General features: G+C 70.1%; 14 protein-coding genes. 11 read left to right on the top strand and 3 right to left on the bottom strand.

What is annotated here, in order from left to right; genetic code table 11:
* On the bottom strand, nt 1-372 hold a 372-nt coding region (locus tag O3Q52_RS34545; protein WP_269652586.1), incomplete at its 3' end, for an ATP-binding protein.
* 163 nt (nt 373-535) lie between these two features.
* On the opposite strand from O3Q52_RS34545, the gene recG reads away from it, so the two are divergent.
* The 8 genes from recG to mutM all read left to right on the top strand — a co-directional run bounded on the left by recG (nt 536) and on the right by mutM (nt 8,164).
* Nucleotides 536-2,746 (top strand): ATP-dependent DNA helicase RecG, encoded by a 2,211-nt coding sequence (recG, locus tag O3Q52_RS34540; RefSeq protein ID WP_269652585.1) that lies wholly within the window; start codon nt 536-538, stop codon nt 2,744-2,746.
* A 31-nt stretch (nt 2,747-2,777) separates the two neighbouring features.
* The gene (gene rsmD / locus O3Q52_RS34535; RefSeq protein ID WP_269652587.1) at nt 2,778-3,500 is read left to right on the top strand and encodes a 16S rRNA (guanine(966)-N(2))-methyltransferase RsmD; all 723 of its coding nucleotides are present in this window, start codon (nt 2,778-2,780) and stop codon (nt 3,498-3,500) included.
* 26 nt (nt 3,501-3,526) lie between these two features.
* On the top strand, nt 3,527-4,006 hold the full coding sequence (gene coaD / locus O3Q52_RS34530; RefSeq protein ID WP_055616180.1) for a pantetheine-phosphate adenylyltransferase: 480 nt from the start codon (nt 3,527-3,529) through the stop codon (nt 4,004-4,006).
* Between the two features lie 110 nt (nt 4,007-4,116).
* On the top strand, nt 4,117-5,208 hold the full coding sequence (locus O3Q52_RS34525) for a cell division initiation protein (RefSeq protein ID WP_269652584.1): 1,092 nt from the start codon (nt 4,117-4,119) through the stop codon (nt 5,206-5,208).
* 128 nt (nt 5,209-5,336) lie between these two features.
* Nucleotides 5,337-5,990: a DUF177 domain-containing protein gene (locus O3Q52_RS34520; protein WP_269652583.1), complete on the top strand. Its 654-nt coding sequence runs from the start codon at nt 5,337-5,339 to the stop codon at nt 5,988-5,990.
* Nucleotides 5,991-5,992: 2 nt separating this feature from the next.
* Entirely contained in the window at nt 5,993-6,166 is a 174-nt protein-coding gene (gene rpmF, locus O3Q52_RS34515; RefSeq protein ID WP_028802425.1) for a 50S ribosomal protein L32, read from the top strand.
* A gap of 19 nt (nt 6,167-6,185) precedes the next feature.
* On the top strand, nt 6,186-7,154 hold the full coding sequence (gene rnc, locus O3Q52_RS34510; protein WP_269652582.1) for a ribonuclease III: 969 nt from the start codon (nt 6,186-6,188) through the stop codon (nt 7,152-7,154).
* A gap of 149 nt (nt 7,155-7,303) precedes the next feature.
* Nucleotides 7,304-8,164: a bifunctional DNA-formamidopyrimidine glycosylase/DNA-(apurinic or apyrimidinic site) lyase gene (gene mutM, locus O3Q52_RS34505; protein WP_269652581.1), complete on the top strand. Its 861-nt coding sequence runs from the start codon at nt 7,304-7,306 to the stop codon at nt 8,162-8,164.
* Here mutM and O3Q52_RS34500 read toward each other — a convergent pair.
* A complete protein-coding gene (locus tag O3Q52_RS34500; protein WP_269652580.1) occupies nt 8,137-8,526 on the bottom strand; it encodes a helix-turn-helix domain-containing protein in 390 nt (129 codons plus the stop codon). The genes mutM and O3Q52_RS34500 overlap by 28 nt on opposite strands.
* Nucleotides 8,527-8,682: 156 nt before the next feature.
* Nucleotides 8,683-9,819, bottom strand: a complete 1,137-nt coding sequence (locus O3Q52_RS34495) for a CAP domain-containing protein (protein ID WP_269652579.1) — start codon at nt 9,817-9,819, stop codon at nt 8,683-8,685.
* Between the two features lie 131 nt (nt 9,820-9,950).
* On the opposite strand from O3Q52_RS34495, the gene O3Q52_RS34490 reads away from it, so the two are divergent.
* From O3Q52_RS34490 to O3Q52_RS34480, 3 genes are all read left to right on the top strand, one after another.
* Nucleotides 9,951-10,232 (top strand): acylphosphatase, encoded by a 282-nt coding sequence (locus tag O3Q52_RS34490; RefSeq protein WP_269652578.1) that lies wholly within the window; start codon nt 9,951-9,953, stop codon nt 10,230-10,232.
* Nucleotides 10,233-10,624: 392 nt separating this feature from the next.
* Nucleotides 10,625-10,822 (top strand): hypothetical protein, encoded by a 198-nt coding sequence (locus tag O3Q52_RS34485; protein WP_189843578.1) that lies wholly within the window; start codon nt 10,625-10,627, stop codon nt 10,820-10,822.
* A 202-nt stretch (nt 10,823-11,024) separates the two neighbouring features.
* On the top strand, nt 11,025-13,628 hold a 2,604-nt coding region (locus O3Q52_RS34480), incomplete at its 3' end, for a chromosome segregation SMC family protein (protein ID WP_269652577.1).

The following is a 13,628-nucleotide window of genomic DNA, read 5'->3' as shown; positions in this document are numbered from 1 at the left end:
CAGGCCGATGCCGAACTGCCCGAGGAAGTCGGAGCGCGCCGACTCCAGGCCCTCCGCCCGCTTGGAGCTGCGGCCGATGGTCGCCAGGAGGCTGTGCACGTCCGTCTCGGTGAGCCCGATCCCGGAGTCCTCCACACGAAGGGCACCGCCCGCGTCGCCCTCGACGAACAGCCGTACCAGGGCAGGCGCGTCGGGCTGCTCGGCACGCCGGGCCGTGATCGCGTCCACGGCGTTCTGCAGCAGCTCGCGCAGATAGACCTTGGGGCTGGAGTAGAGATGGTGGGAGAGAAGGTCCACGAGGCCGCGCAGGTCGACCTGGAACGTATGGGGTGACTGGGATGCCTGAGCTGACTGTGAGATCTGGGAGTCCATCGTCGCTGCGCCGGTGGGGGGACGTGCGACGGCGCGGGGTCGGGCGGTCCCAAGAGGAGGTGACCGCGAACAGGGCCGGAGCCGGACATCCTAGGCCCGGAACCAGCCGTCTGACCAGCGGATTTCTGGGACGTATACGGCATTGTCAGTGCGGTGGTGTGCAATGGATCTCGTGCCCGTGCTCGAAGAACCACTGAAGAAGGTGCTCGGACCCGCCACCGCGAAGGTGATGGCCGAGCACCTCGGCCTGCACACCGTCGGCGACCTGCTGCACCACTATCCCCGCAGGTACGAGGAGCGCGGCCAGCTCACCCACCTCGCCGACCTGCCCATGGACGAGCACGTCACGGTGGTCGCCCAGGTCGCCGACGCCCGCCTGCTCACCTTCTCCTCGCCCAAGGCCCCCCGGGGCAAGGGCCAGCGCCTCGAAGTGACCATCACGGACGGCAGCGGGCAGCTCAAGCTGGTCTTCTTCGGCAACGGCGTGCACAAGCCCCACAAGGAGCTCCTGCCAGGCACCCGCGCGCTGTTCGCGGGCAAGGTCTCCGTCTTCAACCGCCGCCTCCAGCTGGCCCACCCGGCATACGAGCTGCTGCGCGGCGACGACGTGTCCGAGACGGTGGACACCTGGGCGGGCGCCCTCATCCCGCTCTATCCCGCCACCGCCAAGCTGGAGTCCTGGAAGATCGCCAAGTCGGTCCAGACGGTGCTGCCGAGCGCCCAGGAGGCCACCGATCCGCTGCCGGAGTCCCTGCGGGCCGGCCGCGGTCTGGTCCCGCTCCCCGAGGCCCTGCTGAAGATCCACCGCCCGCACACCAAGGCGGACATCGAGGACGCCCGCTCCCGCCTGAAGTGGGACGAGGCCTTCGTCCTCCAGGTGGCCCTGGCCCGCCGCCGTCACGCGGACGCCCAACTGCCCGCCGTGGCCCGCAGACCCAAGAAGGACGGCCTGCTCTCCGCCTTCGACGCCAAACTGCCCTTCACCCTCACCGAGGGCCAGCAGAAGGTCACCAAGGAGATCTTCGACGACCTGGCCACGGAGCATCCGATGCACCGGCTGCTGCAGGGAGAGGTCGGTTCCGGAAAGACGATGGTCGCGCTGCGCGCCATGCTCACCGTCGTCGACGCGGGCGGTCAGGCGGCGATGCTCGCGCCCACCGAGGTGCTCGCCCAGCAGCACCACCGGTCGATCACCGAGATGATGGGGGAGCTGGCCGAGGGCGGCATGCTCGGTGGCTCCGAGCACTCCACCAAGGTGGTGCTGCTCACGGGGTCCATGGGGGCGGCCGGGCGGCGACAGGCACTGCTCGACCTGGTCACCGCCGAGGCGGGGATCGTCATCGGGACGCATGCGCTGATCGAGGACAAGGTGCAGTTCCACGACCTGGGCCTGGTCGTGGTGGACGAGCAGCACCGGTTCGGCGTCGAGCAGCGGGACGCCCTGCGCGGCAAGGGCAAACAGCCCCCGCACCTCCTCGTGATGACCGCCACCCCGATCCCGCGCACGGTCGCCATGACCGTCTTCGGCGACCTGGAGACGTCCGTCCTGGATCAGCTCCCCGCCGGCCGCTCGCCCATCGCCAGCCATGTCGTCCCGGCCGCCGACAAACCCCACTTCCTCTCGCGCGCGTGGGAGCGCGTGCGAGAGGAAGTGTCCAACGGCCATCAGGCGTATGTGGTCTGCCCGCGCATCGGCGACGAGGACGACGACCCGAAGAAGTCCAAGAAGAAGCCGTCCCCGGAGGACGAGGCCGAGAAGCGCCCGCCCCTCGCGGTCCTCGACGTCGCCGACCAGCTGGCCAAGGGCCCGCTCCAGGGCCTCAAGGTCGAGGTCCTGCACGGCCGTATGCCCCCGGACGACAAGGACGCCGTGATGCGCCGCTTCGCCGCGGGGGAGACGGACGTGCTGGTCGCCACGACGGTCATCGAGGTCGGGGTGAACGTCCCGAACGCCACCGCGATGGTGATCATGGACGCCGACCGGTTCGGTGTCTCCCAGCTCCACCAACTGCGCGGCCGCGTCGGCCGTGGCTCCGCCGCGGGCCTGTGTCTCCTGGTCACCGAGATGGCCGAGGCCAGCCCGGCCCGCCAGCGGCTGACCGCGGTGGCCTCCACCCTCGACGGCTTCGAGCTCTCCCGCATCGACCTCGAACAGCGCCGCGAGGGCGATGTCCTCGGCCAGGCCCAGTCCGGCGCCCGCACCTCACTGCGGATGCTCGCCGTCATCGACGACGAGGAGATCATCGCCGAGGCCCGCGAGGAGGCGTCCGCGGTGGTCGCGTCCGACCCGGACCTGGAACACCTCCCCGGCCTGCGCACAGCACTCCAGGCCCTGCTGGACGAGGAGAGGGAGCAGTACCTGGAGAAGGGCTGAGGACAGAGGCGCCCCGAAGGGGCGCGGGGAACTGCGCGACCAGCCCCCCACTCACCTGCAGTCACCCCCCAAGGCGGAGCCCCCACCCCGCAGCCCAGGAAACGCACCGGCCACCCCCGCCTGCCAGACTGGGCCCCGTGACCGTCCCCTCCCGCAAGGACCCGAGATGACCCGCGTGATCGCCGGCACCGCAGGCGGCCGCCGCCTGGCAGTCCCCCCGGGCACCGGCACAAGGCCCACGTCCGACCGGGCCCGCGAGGGACTCTTCTCCACTTGGCAGTCCCTGCTCGGCGGCCCCCTGGAAGGTGACCGCGTCCTCGACCTGTACGCCGGCTCCGGCGCCGTCGGCCTGGAGGCGCTGAGCCGCGGCGCCGGCCACACCCTCCTCGTGGAGGCCGACGCCCGCGCGGCCCGCACGATCCGGGAGAACGTGAAGGCGCTGGGCCTCCCCGGCGCCGAGGTCAGGCCCGGCAAAGCGGAACAGATCATCCGCACGACGGCGCCGGCAGCACCGTACGACCTCGTCTTCCTCGATCCGCCGTACGCCGTCACGGACGACGATCTTCGCGAGATCCTGCTCACACTCCGCTCCGGGGGCTGGCTCGCGGGCGAAGCGCTCGTCACCGTTGAACGCAGTACTAGAGGCGGCGAATTCCGGTGGCCCGACGGCTTCGAGGCATTGAGGTCCCGTCGCTACGGCGAGGGAACGTTTTGGTACGGTCGCGCCGCCTCTACGTGCGAAGACGCACGATGACCGGACCGGAGAGCGAGGGATCTCAAGTGCGCCGCGCCGTCTGTCCCGGGTCGTTCGACCCGATTACCAACGGACATCTCGACATCATCGCCCGAGCTTCCAAACTGTACGACGTGGTGCACGTGGCGGTGATGATCAACCAGTCCAAGAGGGGCCTGTTCGAGATCGAGGAGCGGATCGACCTGATCCGCCAGGTCACCGCGGAGTTCGGCAACGTCGAGGTGGAGTCCTTCCACGGTCTCCTCGTCGACTTCTGCAAGGAGCGCGACATCCCGGCCATCGTCAAGGGCCTGCGCGCGGTCAGCGACTTCGACTACGAGCTGCAGATGGCCCAGATGAACAACGGCCTCTCCGGTGTCGAGACCCTCTTCGTCCCGACCAACCCCACCTACAGCTTCCTGTCCTCCTCGCTGGTCAAGGAGGTCGCGACCTGGGGCGGCGACGTCGCCCACCTGGTGCCACCCGTGGTCCTGGAAGCACTCAGGGAGCGTCTGAAGAAGGACTGACGGAGCCCCGGAAGCCTGACAGTGTGTCACCCGGTGTCGGGAGGGGCGGGAGTGGTCGTACAGTCGATGCGTCCGTCTCCATCACGGCTGTAGAGAGTGGCGAGCACACGGTGGACGTGCAGAAGAAGCTCGATGAGATCGTCTCGGCGGTCGGCAGCGCCCGTTCCATGCCCATGTCGGCCTCGTGCGTGGTCAACCGCGCCGAGCTCCTCTCCCTGCTCGAAGAGGTGCGCCAGGCGCTGCCCGGCTCCCTCGCCCAGGCCCAGGAGCTGATCGGCGGCCGCGAGCAGATGGTCGAGCAGGCCCGCCTGGAGGCCGAGCGGATCATCGAGTCCGCGCACGCCGAGCGCGGCAGCCTGATCTCCGACACCGAGGTCGCCCGCCGCTCGCAGAACGAGGCGGACCGCATCCTCTCCGAGGCCCGCAAGGAGGCCGAGGGTGTCCGCGCCGAGGCCGACGAGTACGTCGACTCCAAGCTCGCCAACTTCGAGGTCGTCCTCACCAAGACCCTCGGCTCCGTCGGCCGCGGCCGCGAGAAGCTCCTCGGCACGGGCCCCGGCACCGACGAGCAGGGCTACGAGGACGAGGACGCTCCCGAGCGCAGCCACGACCCGGAGACCCTGCGCCGCAACGCCGACGAGTACGTCGACGTCAAGCTCGGCGCCTTCGAGGCCGTGCTCGCCAAGACCCTGGACGCCGTAGGCCGCGGCCGCCAGAAGCTGCACGGCCGGATCGCCAGCGACGACCTCGGCGACCTGGGCGGCTTCGCCGAGGACGGCAACGCGCAGCACACCACCGACGCCGAGTACCTGGACGGCCTCTCGGACCTCTCCGAGCGGCCCGCCCAGCCGGCCGCCCCGCCCCAGGGTCCGGCGGACCCGGCCCAGCAGCAGTACGCCCAGCAGGACGCGTACGCCTATCAGCAGCAGACCGCCGATCCGTACGGGTACCAGCAGCAGTACGCGCAGCAGGACGGGTACGGCTACCAGCAGCAGACCGCCGATCCGTACGCGGCCTATCCGCAGCAGCAGGGCTACGACCAGCAGGCCGCGTACGACCCGAACCAGCAGCAGGCGTACGGCCAGTCCCCGCAGGCTCCCCAGCCGCAGCAGGCGCAGCCCAACGCCCTCGACGAGACCAGTCTCTTCGACACCACCATGATCAGCGCGGAACAGCTGAGGGCCTACGAACAGGGGCGCTGACACCGGATTGGGCCGAGAGCGAAAGGTCCAGTACCCTGGTTCTTCGGTCGCGTGTACGTCCGCGATCAACGCTGCCCGGGAAGCACCGAAGGGCGGTGCCCCACAGAGTTTCAAGATCGAAAGCAGGAATGGCCCTGAACGCCCGCCTCGACCACCGCAACCCTCTCGTGTTCGACACACACGAGCTGGGGCGGCGTCCTGGCGCGCTGCAGCGCCTGACCCGTGAGATCGACGCTCCCAAGGACTTCGGTATCCAGGGAGTCATCGGAGTGCCGGAAGGCGCCCCGGTGAAGCTCGAACTCCGCCTGGAGTCGGTCATGGAAGGTGTGCTTGTCACAGGCACCGCCCGTGCACAGGCCAAGGGGGAGTGCGTAAGGTGTCTGGAGCCGATCGAGCAGCAGCTCGAAGCGGATTTCCAGGAGATGTTCTCGTACCCTGACGCCGACGACCGGGGCCGTGTGAAAGCGGAGCCGGCCGACGACGCCGAGGACGACGAGGACACGCTCTTCATCGAGGACGGCCTGTTCGACCTCGAACCCGTGCTGCGTGATGCGGTGGTGCTCGCACTGCCGATGCAGCCGGTGTGCCAGGACGACTGCCCCGGCCTGTGCTCCCAGTGCGGAGCCCGGCTCGCGGACGACCCGGACCACCACCACGACGCCGTCGACATCCGTTGGGCGGCACTGCAGGGACTCGCCGGTTCACTCGAAGATGGCGAGAAGGACGAGATCAGTGGCGAAGCGCCTCGACCGGCGCGCGCCAACGAGAAGCAGGAGAAGTAGCCGTGGCTGTTCCGAAGCGGAAGATGTCGCGCAGCAACACGCGCCACCGCCGGTCGCAGTGGAAGGCTGCGGTCCCCACCCTGGTTGCGTGCGAGCGCTGCCACGAGCCCAAGCAGCAGCACATCGCCTGCCCTGCTTGCGGCACCTACAACAAGCGCCAGGTCCTCGAGGTCTGAGCGGCTGGTGAGAGGCTTCATGTCTGACGCCAAGGCGGACGTAAACGCCAAGAAAAAGGCGGACAACACAGCCTCGTCCCACACGCTTCTGGAAGGGCGGCTCGGGTACAAGCTCGAGTCCGCCCTTCTGGTGCGTGCACTGACCCACCGTTCGTACGCGTACGAGAACGGCGGTCTGCCCACGAACGAGCGCCTGGAGTTCCTCGGGGACTCCGTGCTCGGCCTCGTGGTCACGGACACGCTGTACCGAACCCACCCCGACCTGCCTGAAGGCCAACTGGCCAAGCTGCGGGCCGCGGTGGTCAACTCGCGTGCGCTTGCGGAGGTGGGCCGCGGGCTCGAACTCGGCTCCTTCATCCGGCTCGGCCGGGGCGAAGAGGGCACGGGCGGCCGGGACAAGGCGTCCATCCTCGCCGACACCCTTGAAGCGGTGATCGGCGCTGTCTATCTCGACCAGGGTCTCGACGCGGCGGGCGAACTCGTCCACCGCCTCTTCGACCCGCTGATCGAGAAATCCTCGAATCTGGGAGCGGGCCTGGACTGGAAGACCAGTCTCCAGGAGCTCACGGCGACCGAGGGGCTCGGCGTGCCCGAGTACCTGGTCACCGAGACCGGCCCGGACCACGAGAAGACCTTCACTGCTGCTGCCCGCGTCGGAGGCGTCTCGTACGGCACCGGCACCGGCCGCAGCAAGAAGGAGGCGGAGCAGCAGGCCGCGGAGTCCGCGTGGCGTGCGATCCGCTCCGCCGCGGACGAACGCGCGAAGGTGGCGAAGGCCGCGAAGGAAGCCGAGGCGTCCGCAGCAGCCAAAGCCTCCGTGGAGGCCGAGGCAACCGCGGCAGCTGAGGCATCCGCAGCAGCTGAGGCATCCGCGGCAGCCGAAGCGTCCGCAGCAGCCGAGGAAGTCGTGGCAGCCGAGGAAGTCGTGGCAGCCGAGGAGGCCGTCGAGGCCCCCTCGACGGCGGCATCCGACGCCGCTTCCGCCTGACCGATCCGCACTGCATCGCTGTGACCGATCGCCCGTCCCCTGTTCGAGGGGGCGGGCGATCGTGTTCGGCGGCGCCGGCGGTACGCTGCGGGCGCGCGGCCCGAATCGGGGCGCCCGAGTCATCGGCCCACGCATCCGGAGGAGAAGCCGTGCCCGAACTGCCCGAGGTCGAGGTCGTACGACGGGGCCTCGAGCGCTGGGTCAGCGGACGGATCGTCGCCGACGTCGAAGTACTGCACCCGCGTGCCGTGCGCCGGCACATCGCGGGCGGTGAGGACTTCGGGGCCCGGCTCAAGGGGCACCGGATCGGGCTGCCCCAGCGTCGCGGCAAGTACCTCTGGCTGCCGCTCGCGGACTCCCCGAGCGCCGTTCTCGCGCACCTCGGGATGAGCGGGCAGCTCCTCGTCCAGCCGCAGGACGCCGCCGACGAGAAGCATCTGCGCATCCGCGTCCGGTTCGAGGACGCCCTCCACACCGAACTCCGCTTCGTCGACCAACGGACCTTCGGCGGGCTGTCGTTGCACGAGACGTCCCCCGACGGGCTGCCCGACGTCATCGCGCACATCGCGCGCGACCCGCTGGACCCGCTGTTCGACGACGACGCGTTCCACGAGGCGCTGCGGCGTCGGCGTACGACCGTCAAACGCGCCCTGCTGGACCAGTCGTTGATCAGCGGTGTCGGCAACATCTATGCGGACGAGGCGCTTTGGCGTGCGCGGTTGCACTACGAGCGTCCCACCACCGGGTTCACGCGCCCGCGCACGGCCGAACTCCTGGGCCACGTACGGGATGTGATGAACGCCGCCCTCGCCGTCGGCGGCACCAGCTTCGACAGCCTCTACGTCAACGTGAACGGGGAGTCGGGCTACTTCGACCGCTCGCTCGACGCGTACGGCAGGGAGGGCGAGCCGTGCCGGCGCTGCGGCACCCTGATGCGGCGCAGGCCCTGGATGAACCGGTCCAGCTACTTCTGCCCGCGCTGTCAGCGGCCCCCGCGCGCCGTGTCGTAACGCTCGCGCGCTCCCAGTACGTCGTCCATGCGCCCCTCCACGAAGTGGATGAGGGACAGCAGCCGCTCGGCGACCTCGCGGCCCAGCGGCGTCAGCTCGTAGTCCACCCGCGGCGGATTCGTCGGCTGGGCCTCGCGGTGCACCAGGCCGTCGCGCTCCAGCGCGTGCAGGGTCTGGGACAGCATCTTCTCGCTGACGCCGTCCACGCGCCGGCGCAGTTCGTTGAAACGGAACGAACCCTCGTACAGCGCCCCCAGCGTGAGCGCGCCCCAGCGCCCCGTGACGTGCTCCAGCGTGCCCCGGGACGGGCACGCCTTGGAGAACACGTCGAACTCGAAGTCCGGTCGCTCTGTCAGGTCCATGCGCCCAGAATACTCGGCACAGCGCAAACCGAAGAGGGGGCGCTAACTTTTAGCAAGCGCCCCTCTGTGGTTACTCGTGCCCCGTAGGGGCGCGGGGAACTGCGCGATCAGCCACAGTCGGCCCGCAGGCATGGAACGGCACTCCCCGCGGAGCGCTCAGTAGCCGAAGTCCTGCGTCCACCAGGGGCCGCCCGAAGCGAAGTTCGCGCCGACGCCCAGGGTCTTGAAGTCGCAGTTCAGGATGTTCGCGCGGTGGCCGGGGCTGTTCATCCAGGCCTCCATCACCGCGGCGGCGTCGGCCTGGCCGCGGGCGATGTTCTCCCCGCCGAGGTTCGCGATGCCGAGCTTCTCCGCGCGGTCCCAGGGGGTGTCCCCACTCGGGTCCGTGTGATCGAAGAAGCCCCGCGCCGCCATGTTCTCGGTGAAGGCTCCGGCCAGCGCCGCCAGCGTGCTGGACGCGGTCACCGGGCTGCAGCCGGCCTTGGCCCGCTCCTCGTTGACCAGCGAAAACACCTCGGCCTCGGCCTTGGACGCGGTGGACACCGCCTTCGACGGAGCCGTCTCGGGTGCCTTCTTCTCCGGTGCCTTCGTGGTCGGCTCGGTCTTCGGCTTCTCCTTGACCGGAGCCTTGGTCGACGGCTTCGCGGAGGGAGTCTTCTTCTCGGTCTTCTCCGGGGCCTTCGTCGGCGAGACCGTCGGAGACGCGGAGCGCTCCAGGTCACGGCTCGTGCCCGAGCCCTCGCGGTCGTCCGTGGTGCCGTCCGTGCCGCCCTGGGTCTGCACGTCGCTCGGCGAGTCCTGGGCGCGGACCTTGTCCGCGTTGCCGCCGCCTATCGAGAGGCTGTCGCTGCCCGGGATCAGCCCGGAGGCGACCGCGACGGCACCCATCGCGACGGCGGCCGAGACACCGAGCAGACCGGTGCGTACGGGCGTCACGTTCTTCTTGCGGCGGCGGTGGCCGCGGCCACCGCCGCCGCCGTCCGGCGCGTAGCCGGTCGTGGCGTGGGCGGCGGGATCCGCGGCGAAGAGGTAGGTGTCGCTCTTCGAGTAGAGGTCGCCGGTCTCGTGAATGCCGCCCGGTGAGTCGTACATCCCCGCGGTCGCGTAGGGGCTGCCGTTCAGGTAGTCCCCGGCGGTCAGGTGGTCACCCGCGGTCGCGTAGTCGCAGGCGCCCGCGTAATCACCCGAGTCTGCCGCCGCGTAACCGCCCGCGTATGTATCGTACGTTTGTGTGACCCCGGTGGCGCGGCCTGTGGCGGCGCGGCCGGCGGCGGAGCGTCGGTGGCGTCCCATCTCCTGGCCTTCCTCATCCTTGCGGTCAACGTTCCTCACCCGAACGAGTGAGGCTCATTGGGTCGGGACGGTACCCCATGGCGCAAGGGGAGGAAGTGCTCCGAGAGCATTTGGCCGGTTAGCGTGCAGCCATGAGCGAGCATGTAAGGCTGGTCGTGTGGGTACGCGGACGGGTCCAAGGTGTGGGTTTCCGCTGGTACACACGGGCTAAGGCGCTGGAGATCGGCGGCCTGAGTGGTTTTGCTCTCAATTTGGGGGACGGAAGGGTCCAGGTGGTCTCCGAAGGCCCTCGGGCCGACTGTCAGCGACTCCTCGACTGGCTCCAGGGGGACGACACGCCGGGCCGCGTCGACGGAGTCACTGAGATTTGGGACACGCCCCGCGGCGGCTACGACGGCTTCGCCATCCGGTGAGATCCACTCCGCTCGACCGGTTGCAAGACCCCTGGCAGCGGGCGCGGGGCGTGCGCCGGGCACCTGCCACGGGCAGAAAGCGCCTGGTGGTTGCCAAGAATCGCTTGTCGTGGCAGGCTCCGCGATTAAGGATGATCTCCACGCCCCCAGGGCCCCGAAACAGTGGCCGCGCCGCCCGTTCTCAAGCCGCGCGCCCCGGGTTGGCCCCCAATACGGGGCGTGATCGTGTTGACCGTCAAACTTTTTGGTGAGACGCTGAAAGTCCCCGCGCACCTTAGCTGTTTGGCATGTAAGAGCGGCAGTAAAACTCGTCAGTGCCAAGCATCGCGGGTGCGATTCCCTCACGACCCACACCGCTTCGGTCGGTCACTCAGTGTGGAGGACCATCCATCATGGCAAAGGCGCTTCTCGGTTACGTCGGCGGTTCCGACCCGCGACTCATTGCCGAGATGCGACGGCTCCAGCAGCGCGTCCAAGACCTGGAATCCGAGCTCGTACGGATCCAGGCCGAGAACGACGCGCTCGCGGCTGCCGCTTCTCACGACTTCGACAGCATCGACGTACCCCAGGCGGAGCCTGCGCTCACCTGATCACTGAATCGCATCGTCGCCACCAGTGAACAGGCTGCCCGTGTCAGCCGCTGACAGAGTTGCAAGGGACGCTTCGGCGTCCCTTCTTTCTTGCCCCCGCGCACTCTTTCACTGTCTTTAACGTTTGGTGTGCCCTGCACGTTCAAGGGTGAAACCGCGCGTTCATGGAGTGAGACCCACCCGGAAGGTAGAGTCCGGCTGCGTGCACCTCAAGGCCCTGACCCTGCGCGGGTTCAAATCGTTCGCCTCGGCGACCACGCTGCGGTTCGAGCCGGGCATCACCTGTGTCGTGGGCCCCAACGGCTCGGGCAAGTCCAATGTCGTGGACGCCCTCAGCTGGGTCATGGGCGAGCAGGGCGCGAAGTCCCTGCGCGGCGGCAAGATGGAGGACGTCATCTTCGCCGGCACCACCGGGCGGCCCCCGCTCGGCCGCGCCGAGGTGTCCCTGACCATCGACAACTCCGACGGCGCGCTGCCCATCGAGTACGCCGAGGTCACCATCACGCGGATCATGTTCCGCAACGGCGGCAGCGAGTACCAGATCAATGGCGACACGTGTCGCCTCCTCGACATCCAGGAACTCCTCTCCGACTCCGGCATCGGCCGCGAGATGCACGTCATCGTCGGACAGGGCCAGCTCGACTCCGTCCTGCACGCGGATCCCATGGGCCGCCGCGCCTTCATCGAGGAGGCCGCGGGCGTCCTCAAGCACCGCAAGCGCAAGGAGAAGGCGCTGCGGAAGCTGGACGCGATGCAGGCCAACCTCGCGCGCGTGCAGGACCTCACCGACGAACTGCGGCGCCAGTTGAAGCCGCTGGGCCGGCAGGCCGCCGTCGCCCGCCGGGCCGCCGTGATCCAGGCCGACCTCCGCGACGCCCGCCTCCGGCTGCTCGCCGACGATCTCGTACGGCTCCGGGGCGCGCTCCAGGCCGAGGTCGCCGACGAGGCAGCGCTGAAGGAGCGCAAGGAGTCGGCCGAGGCCGAGCTGAAGAAGGCGCTCCAGCGGGAGGCGAGGCTGGAGGACGAGGTCCGGCGGCTCACCCCGCGTCTCCAGAGAGCGCAGCAGACCTGGTACGAGCTGTCGCAGCTGGCCGAGCGGGTGCGCGGCACGGTCTCCCTGGCGGACGCGCGGGTCAAGAGCGCAACCGCCCAGCCGCCGGAGGAGCGGCGCGGGCGCGACCCCGAGGACATGGAGCGCGAGGCCGCCCGGATCCGTGAGCAGGAGGCCGAGCTCGAAGCGGCCCTGGAGGCGGCCGAGCGTGCCCTGGAGGACACCGTCTCCCACCGGGCCGACCTGGAGCGCGAACTGGCGGTGGAGGAGCGGCGCCTGAAGGACGTGGCCCGCGCCATCGCGGACCGCCGCGAAGGTCTGGCCCGGCTGAACGGGCAGGTCAACGCGGCCCGTTCGCGCGCCGCCTCCGCCCAGGCGGAGATCGACCGGCTCGCCTCCGCCCGCGACGAGGCCCAGGAACGGGCCGTCACCGCCCAGGAGGAGTACGAGCAGCTCAAGGCCGAGGTCGACGGCCTGGACGCGGGCGACGAGGAACTCGCCGAGCAGCACGAGACGGCCAAGCGCGCACTCGCCGACGCCGAGTCCGCCCTGACCGAGGCCCGCGAGGCGGCCACCGCGGCCGAACGCAAGCGCGCCGCCACGCAGGCCCGCCACGAGGCCCTGTCCCTGGGGCTGCGCCGGAAGGACGGCACGGGGGCGCTGCTCGTGGCGAAGGACCGGCTGACGGGTCTGCTGGGTCCGGCGGCGGAACTGCTGTCCGTCTCACCCGGCCACGAGGTCCCCGTCGCGGCCGCCTTCGGCGTAGCGGCGGACGCGATCGCGGTGACCAGCCCGTCCGCGGCGGCGGACGCCATCCGCCTGCTGCGCAAGCAGGACGGGGGACGGGCGGCACTGTTGCTGGCGGGGGCGCCGGACGCTTCTCCTGCCGGGGGAGCGTTCGGCAACACCGGCGACGTACCCGGCGCGCAGTCCGCGCAGTCCGGCGTGGGCGTCGGTGGGACGTCCTCCGGGGGAGATCCGGAGCGTGGTGGTCCGACGTTCGCCGCCGATCTCGTCCGTGGGCCCTCCGATCTCATGCCTGCCGTACGGCGGCTGCTGCGGGGCATCGTCGTGGTCGGGACGCTGGAGGACGCGGAGGATCTCGTCTACTCCCGGCCCGAGCTGACCGCGGTGACCGCCGAGGGGGACCTGCTCGGGGCGCACTTCGCCCAGGGCGGTTCCGCCGGGGCGCCGAGTCTGCTCGAAGTGCAGGCGTCCGTCGACGAGGCGGCGGCCGAGCTGGAAGAACTGGGCGTGCTGTGCGAGGAGTTGACCGAGGAGCAGCACCGGGCCGCTGAGTTGCGTAGGGAACGGACCGCTCTCGTCGAGGAGTTGGGCGAGCGTCGGCGGGCCGGTGAGCGGGAGAAGTCCCAGGTCGCCCAGCAGGTCGGGCGGTTGGCGGGACAGGCGCGGGGCGCCGCAGGAGAGGCCGAGCGGAGCACCGCGGCGGCCGCACGTGCACAGGAAGCCCTCGAACGGGCCGTCCAGGAGGCGGAGGAGCTGGCCGAACGGCTCGCCGTCGCCGAGGAGATGCCGTTCGAGGAGGAGCCCGACACCTCCGTACGCGACCGGCTCGCGGCCGACGGGGCCAACGCTCGGCAGACCGAGATGGAGGCCCGGCTCCAGACACGTACACACGAGGAGCGGGTCAAAGGGCTTGCCGGGCGGGCCGATTCGCTGGACCGGGCCGCGCCCTGCGCTGCTCGGCACGCGCGCGTGCCTCACGTTCGGCCCGCGCGGCCCGGTCCAGCGAAT

This window comes from Streptomyces sp. ActVer, from assembly GCF_027270795.1.
In the GTDB taxonomy this organism is placed as follows: Bacteria; Actinomycetota; Actinomycetes; order Streptomycetales; family Streptomycetaceae; genus Streptomyces; species Streptomyces umbrinus_A.
The sequence above is the reverse complement of the archived record's forward strand: the minus strand, read 5'-3'. Positions and strand labels throughout refer to the sequence as shown.

What these genes read in the sequence shown, in the direction of transcription:
- O3Q52_RS34520 (WP_269652583.1), top strand. Translation starts at nt 5,337, where the DNA reads ATGGCCCTGAACGCCCGCCTCGACCACCGCAACCCTCTCGTGTTCGAC.
- recG (WP_269652585.1), top strand. Translation starts at nt 536, where the DNA reads ATGGATCTCGTGCCCGTGCTCGAAGAACCACTGAAGAAGGTGCTCGGA.
- O3Q52_RS34490 (WP_269652578.1), top strand. Translation starts at nt 9,951, where the DNA reads ATGAGCGAGCATGTAAGGCTGGTCGTGTGGGTACGCGGACGGGTCCAA.
- O3Q52_RS34485 (WP_189843578.1), top strand. Translation starts at nt 10,625, where the DNA reads ATGGCAAAGGCGCTTCTCGGTTACGTCGGCGGTTCCGACCCGCGACTC.
- rnc (WP_269652582.1), top strand. Translation starts at nt 6,186, where the DNA reads ATGTCTGACGCCAAGGCGGACGTAAACGCCAAGAAAAAGGCGGACAAC.
- O3Q52_RS34500 (WP_269652580.1), bottom strand. Translation starts at nt 8,526, where the DNA reads ATGGACCTGACAGAGCGACCGGACTTCGAGTTCGACGTGTTCTCCAAG.
- O3Q52_RS34495 (WP_269652579.1), bottom strand. Translation starts at nt 9,819, where the DNA reads ATGGGACGCCACCGACGCTCCGCCGCCGGCCGCGCCGCCACAGGCCGC.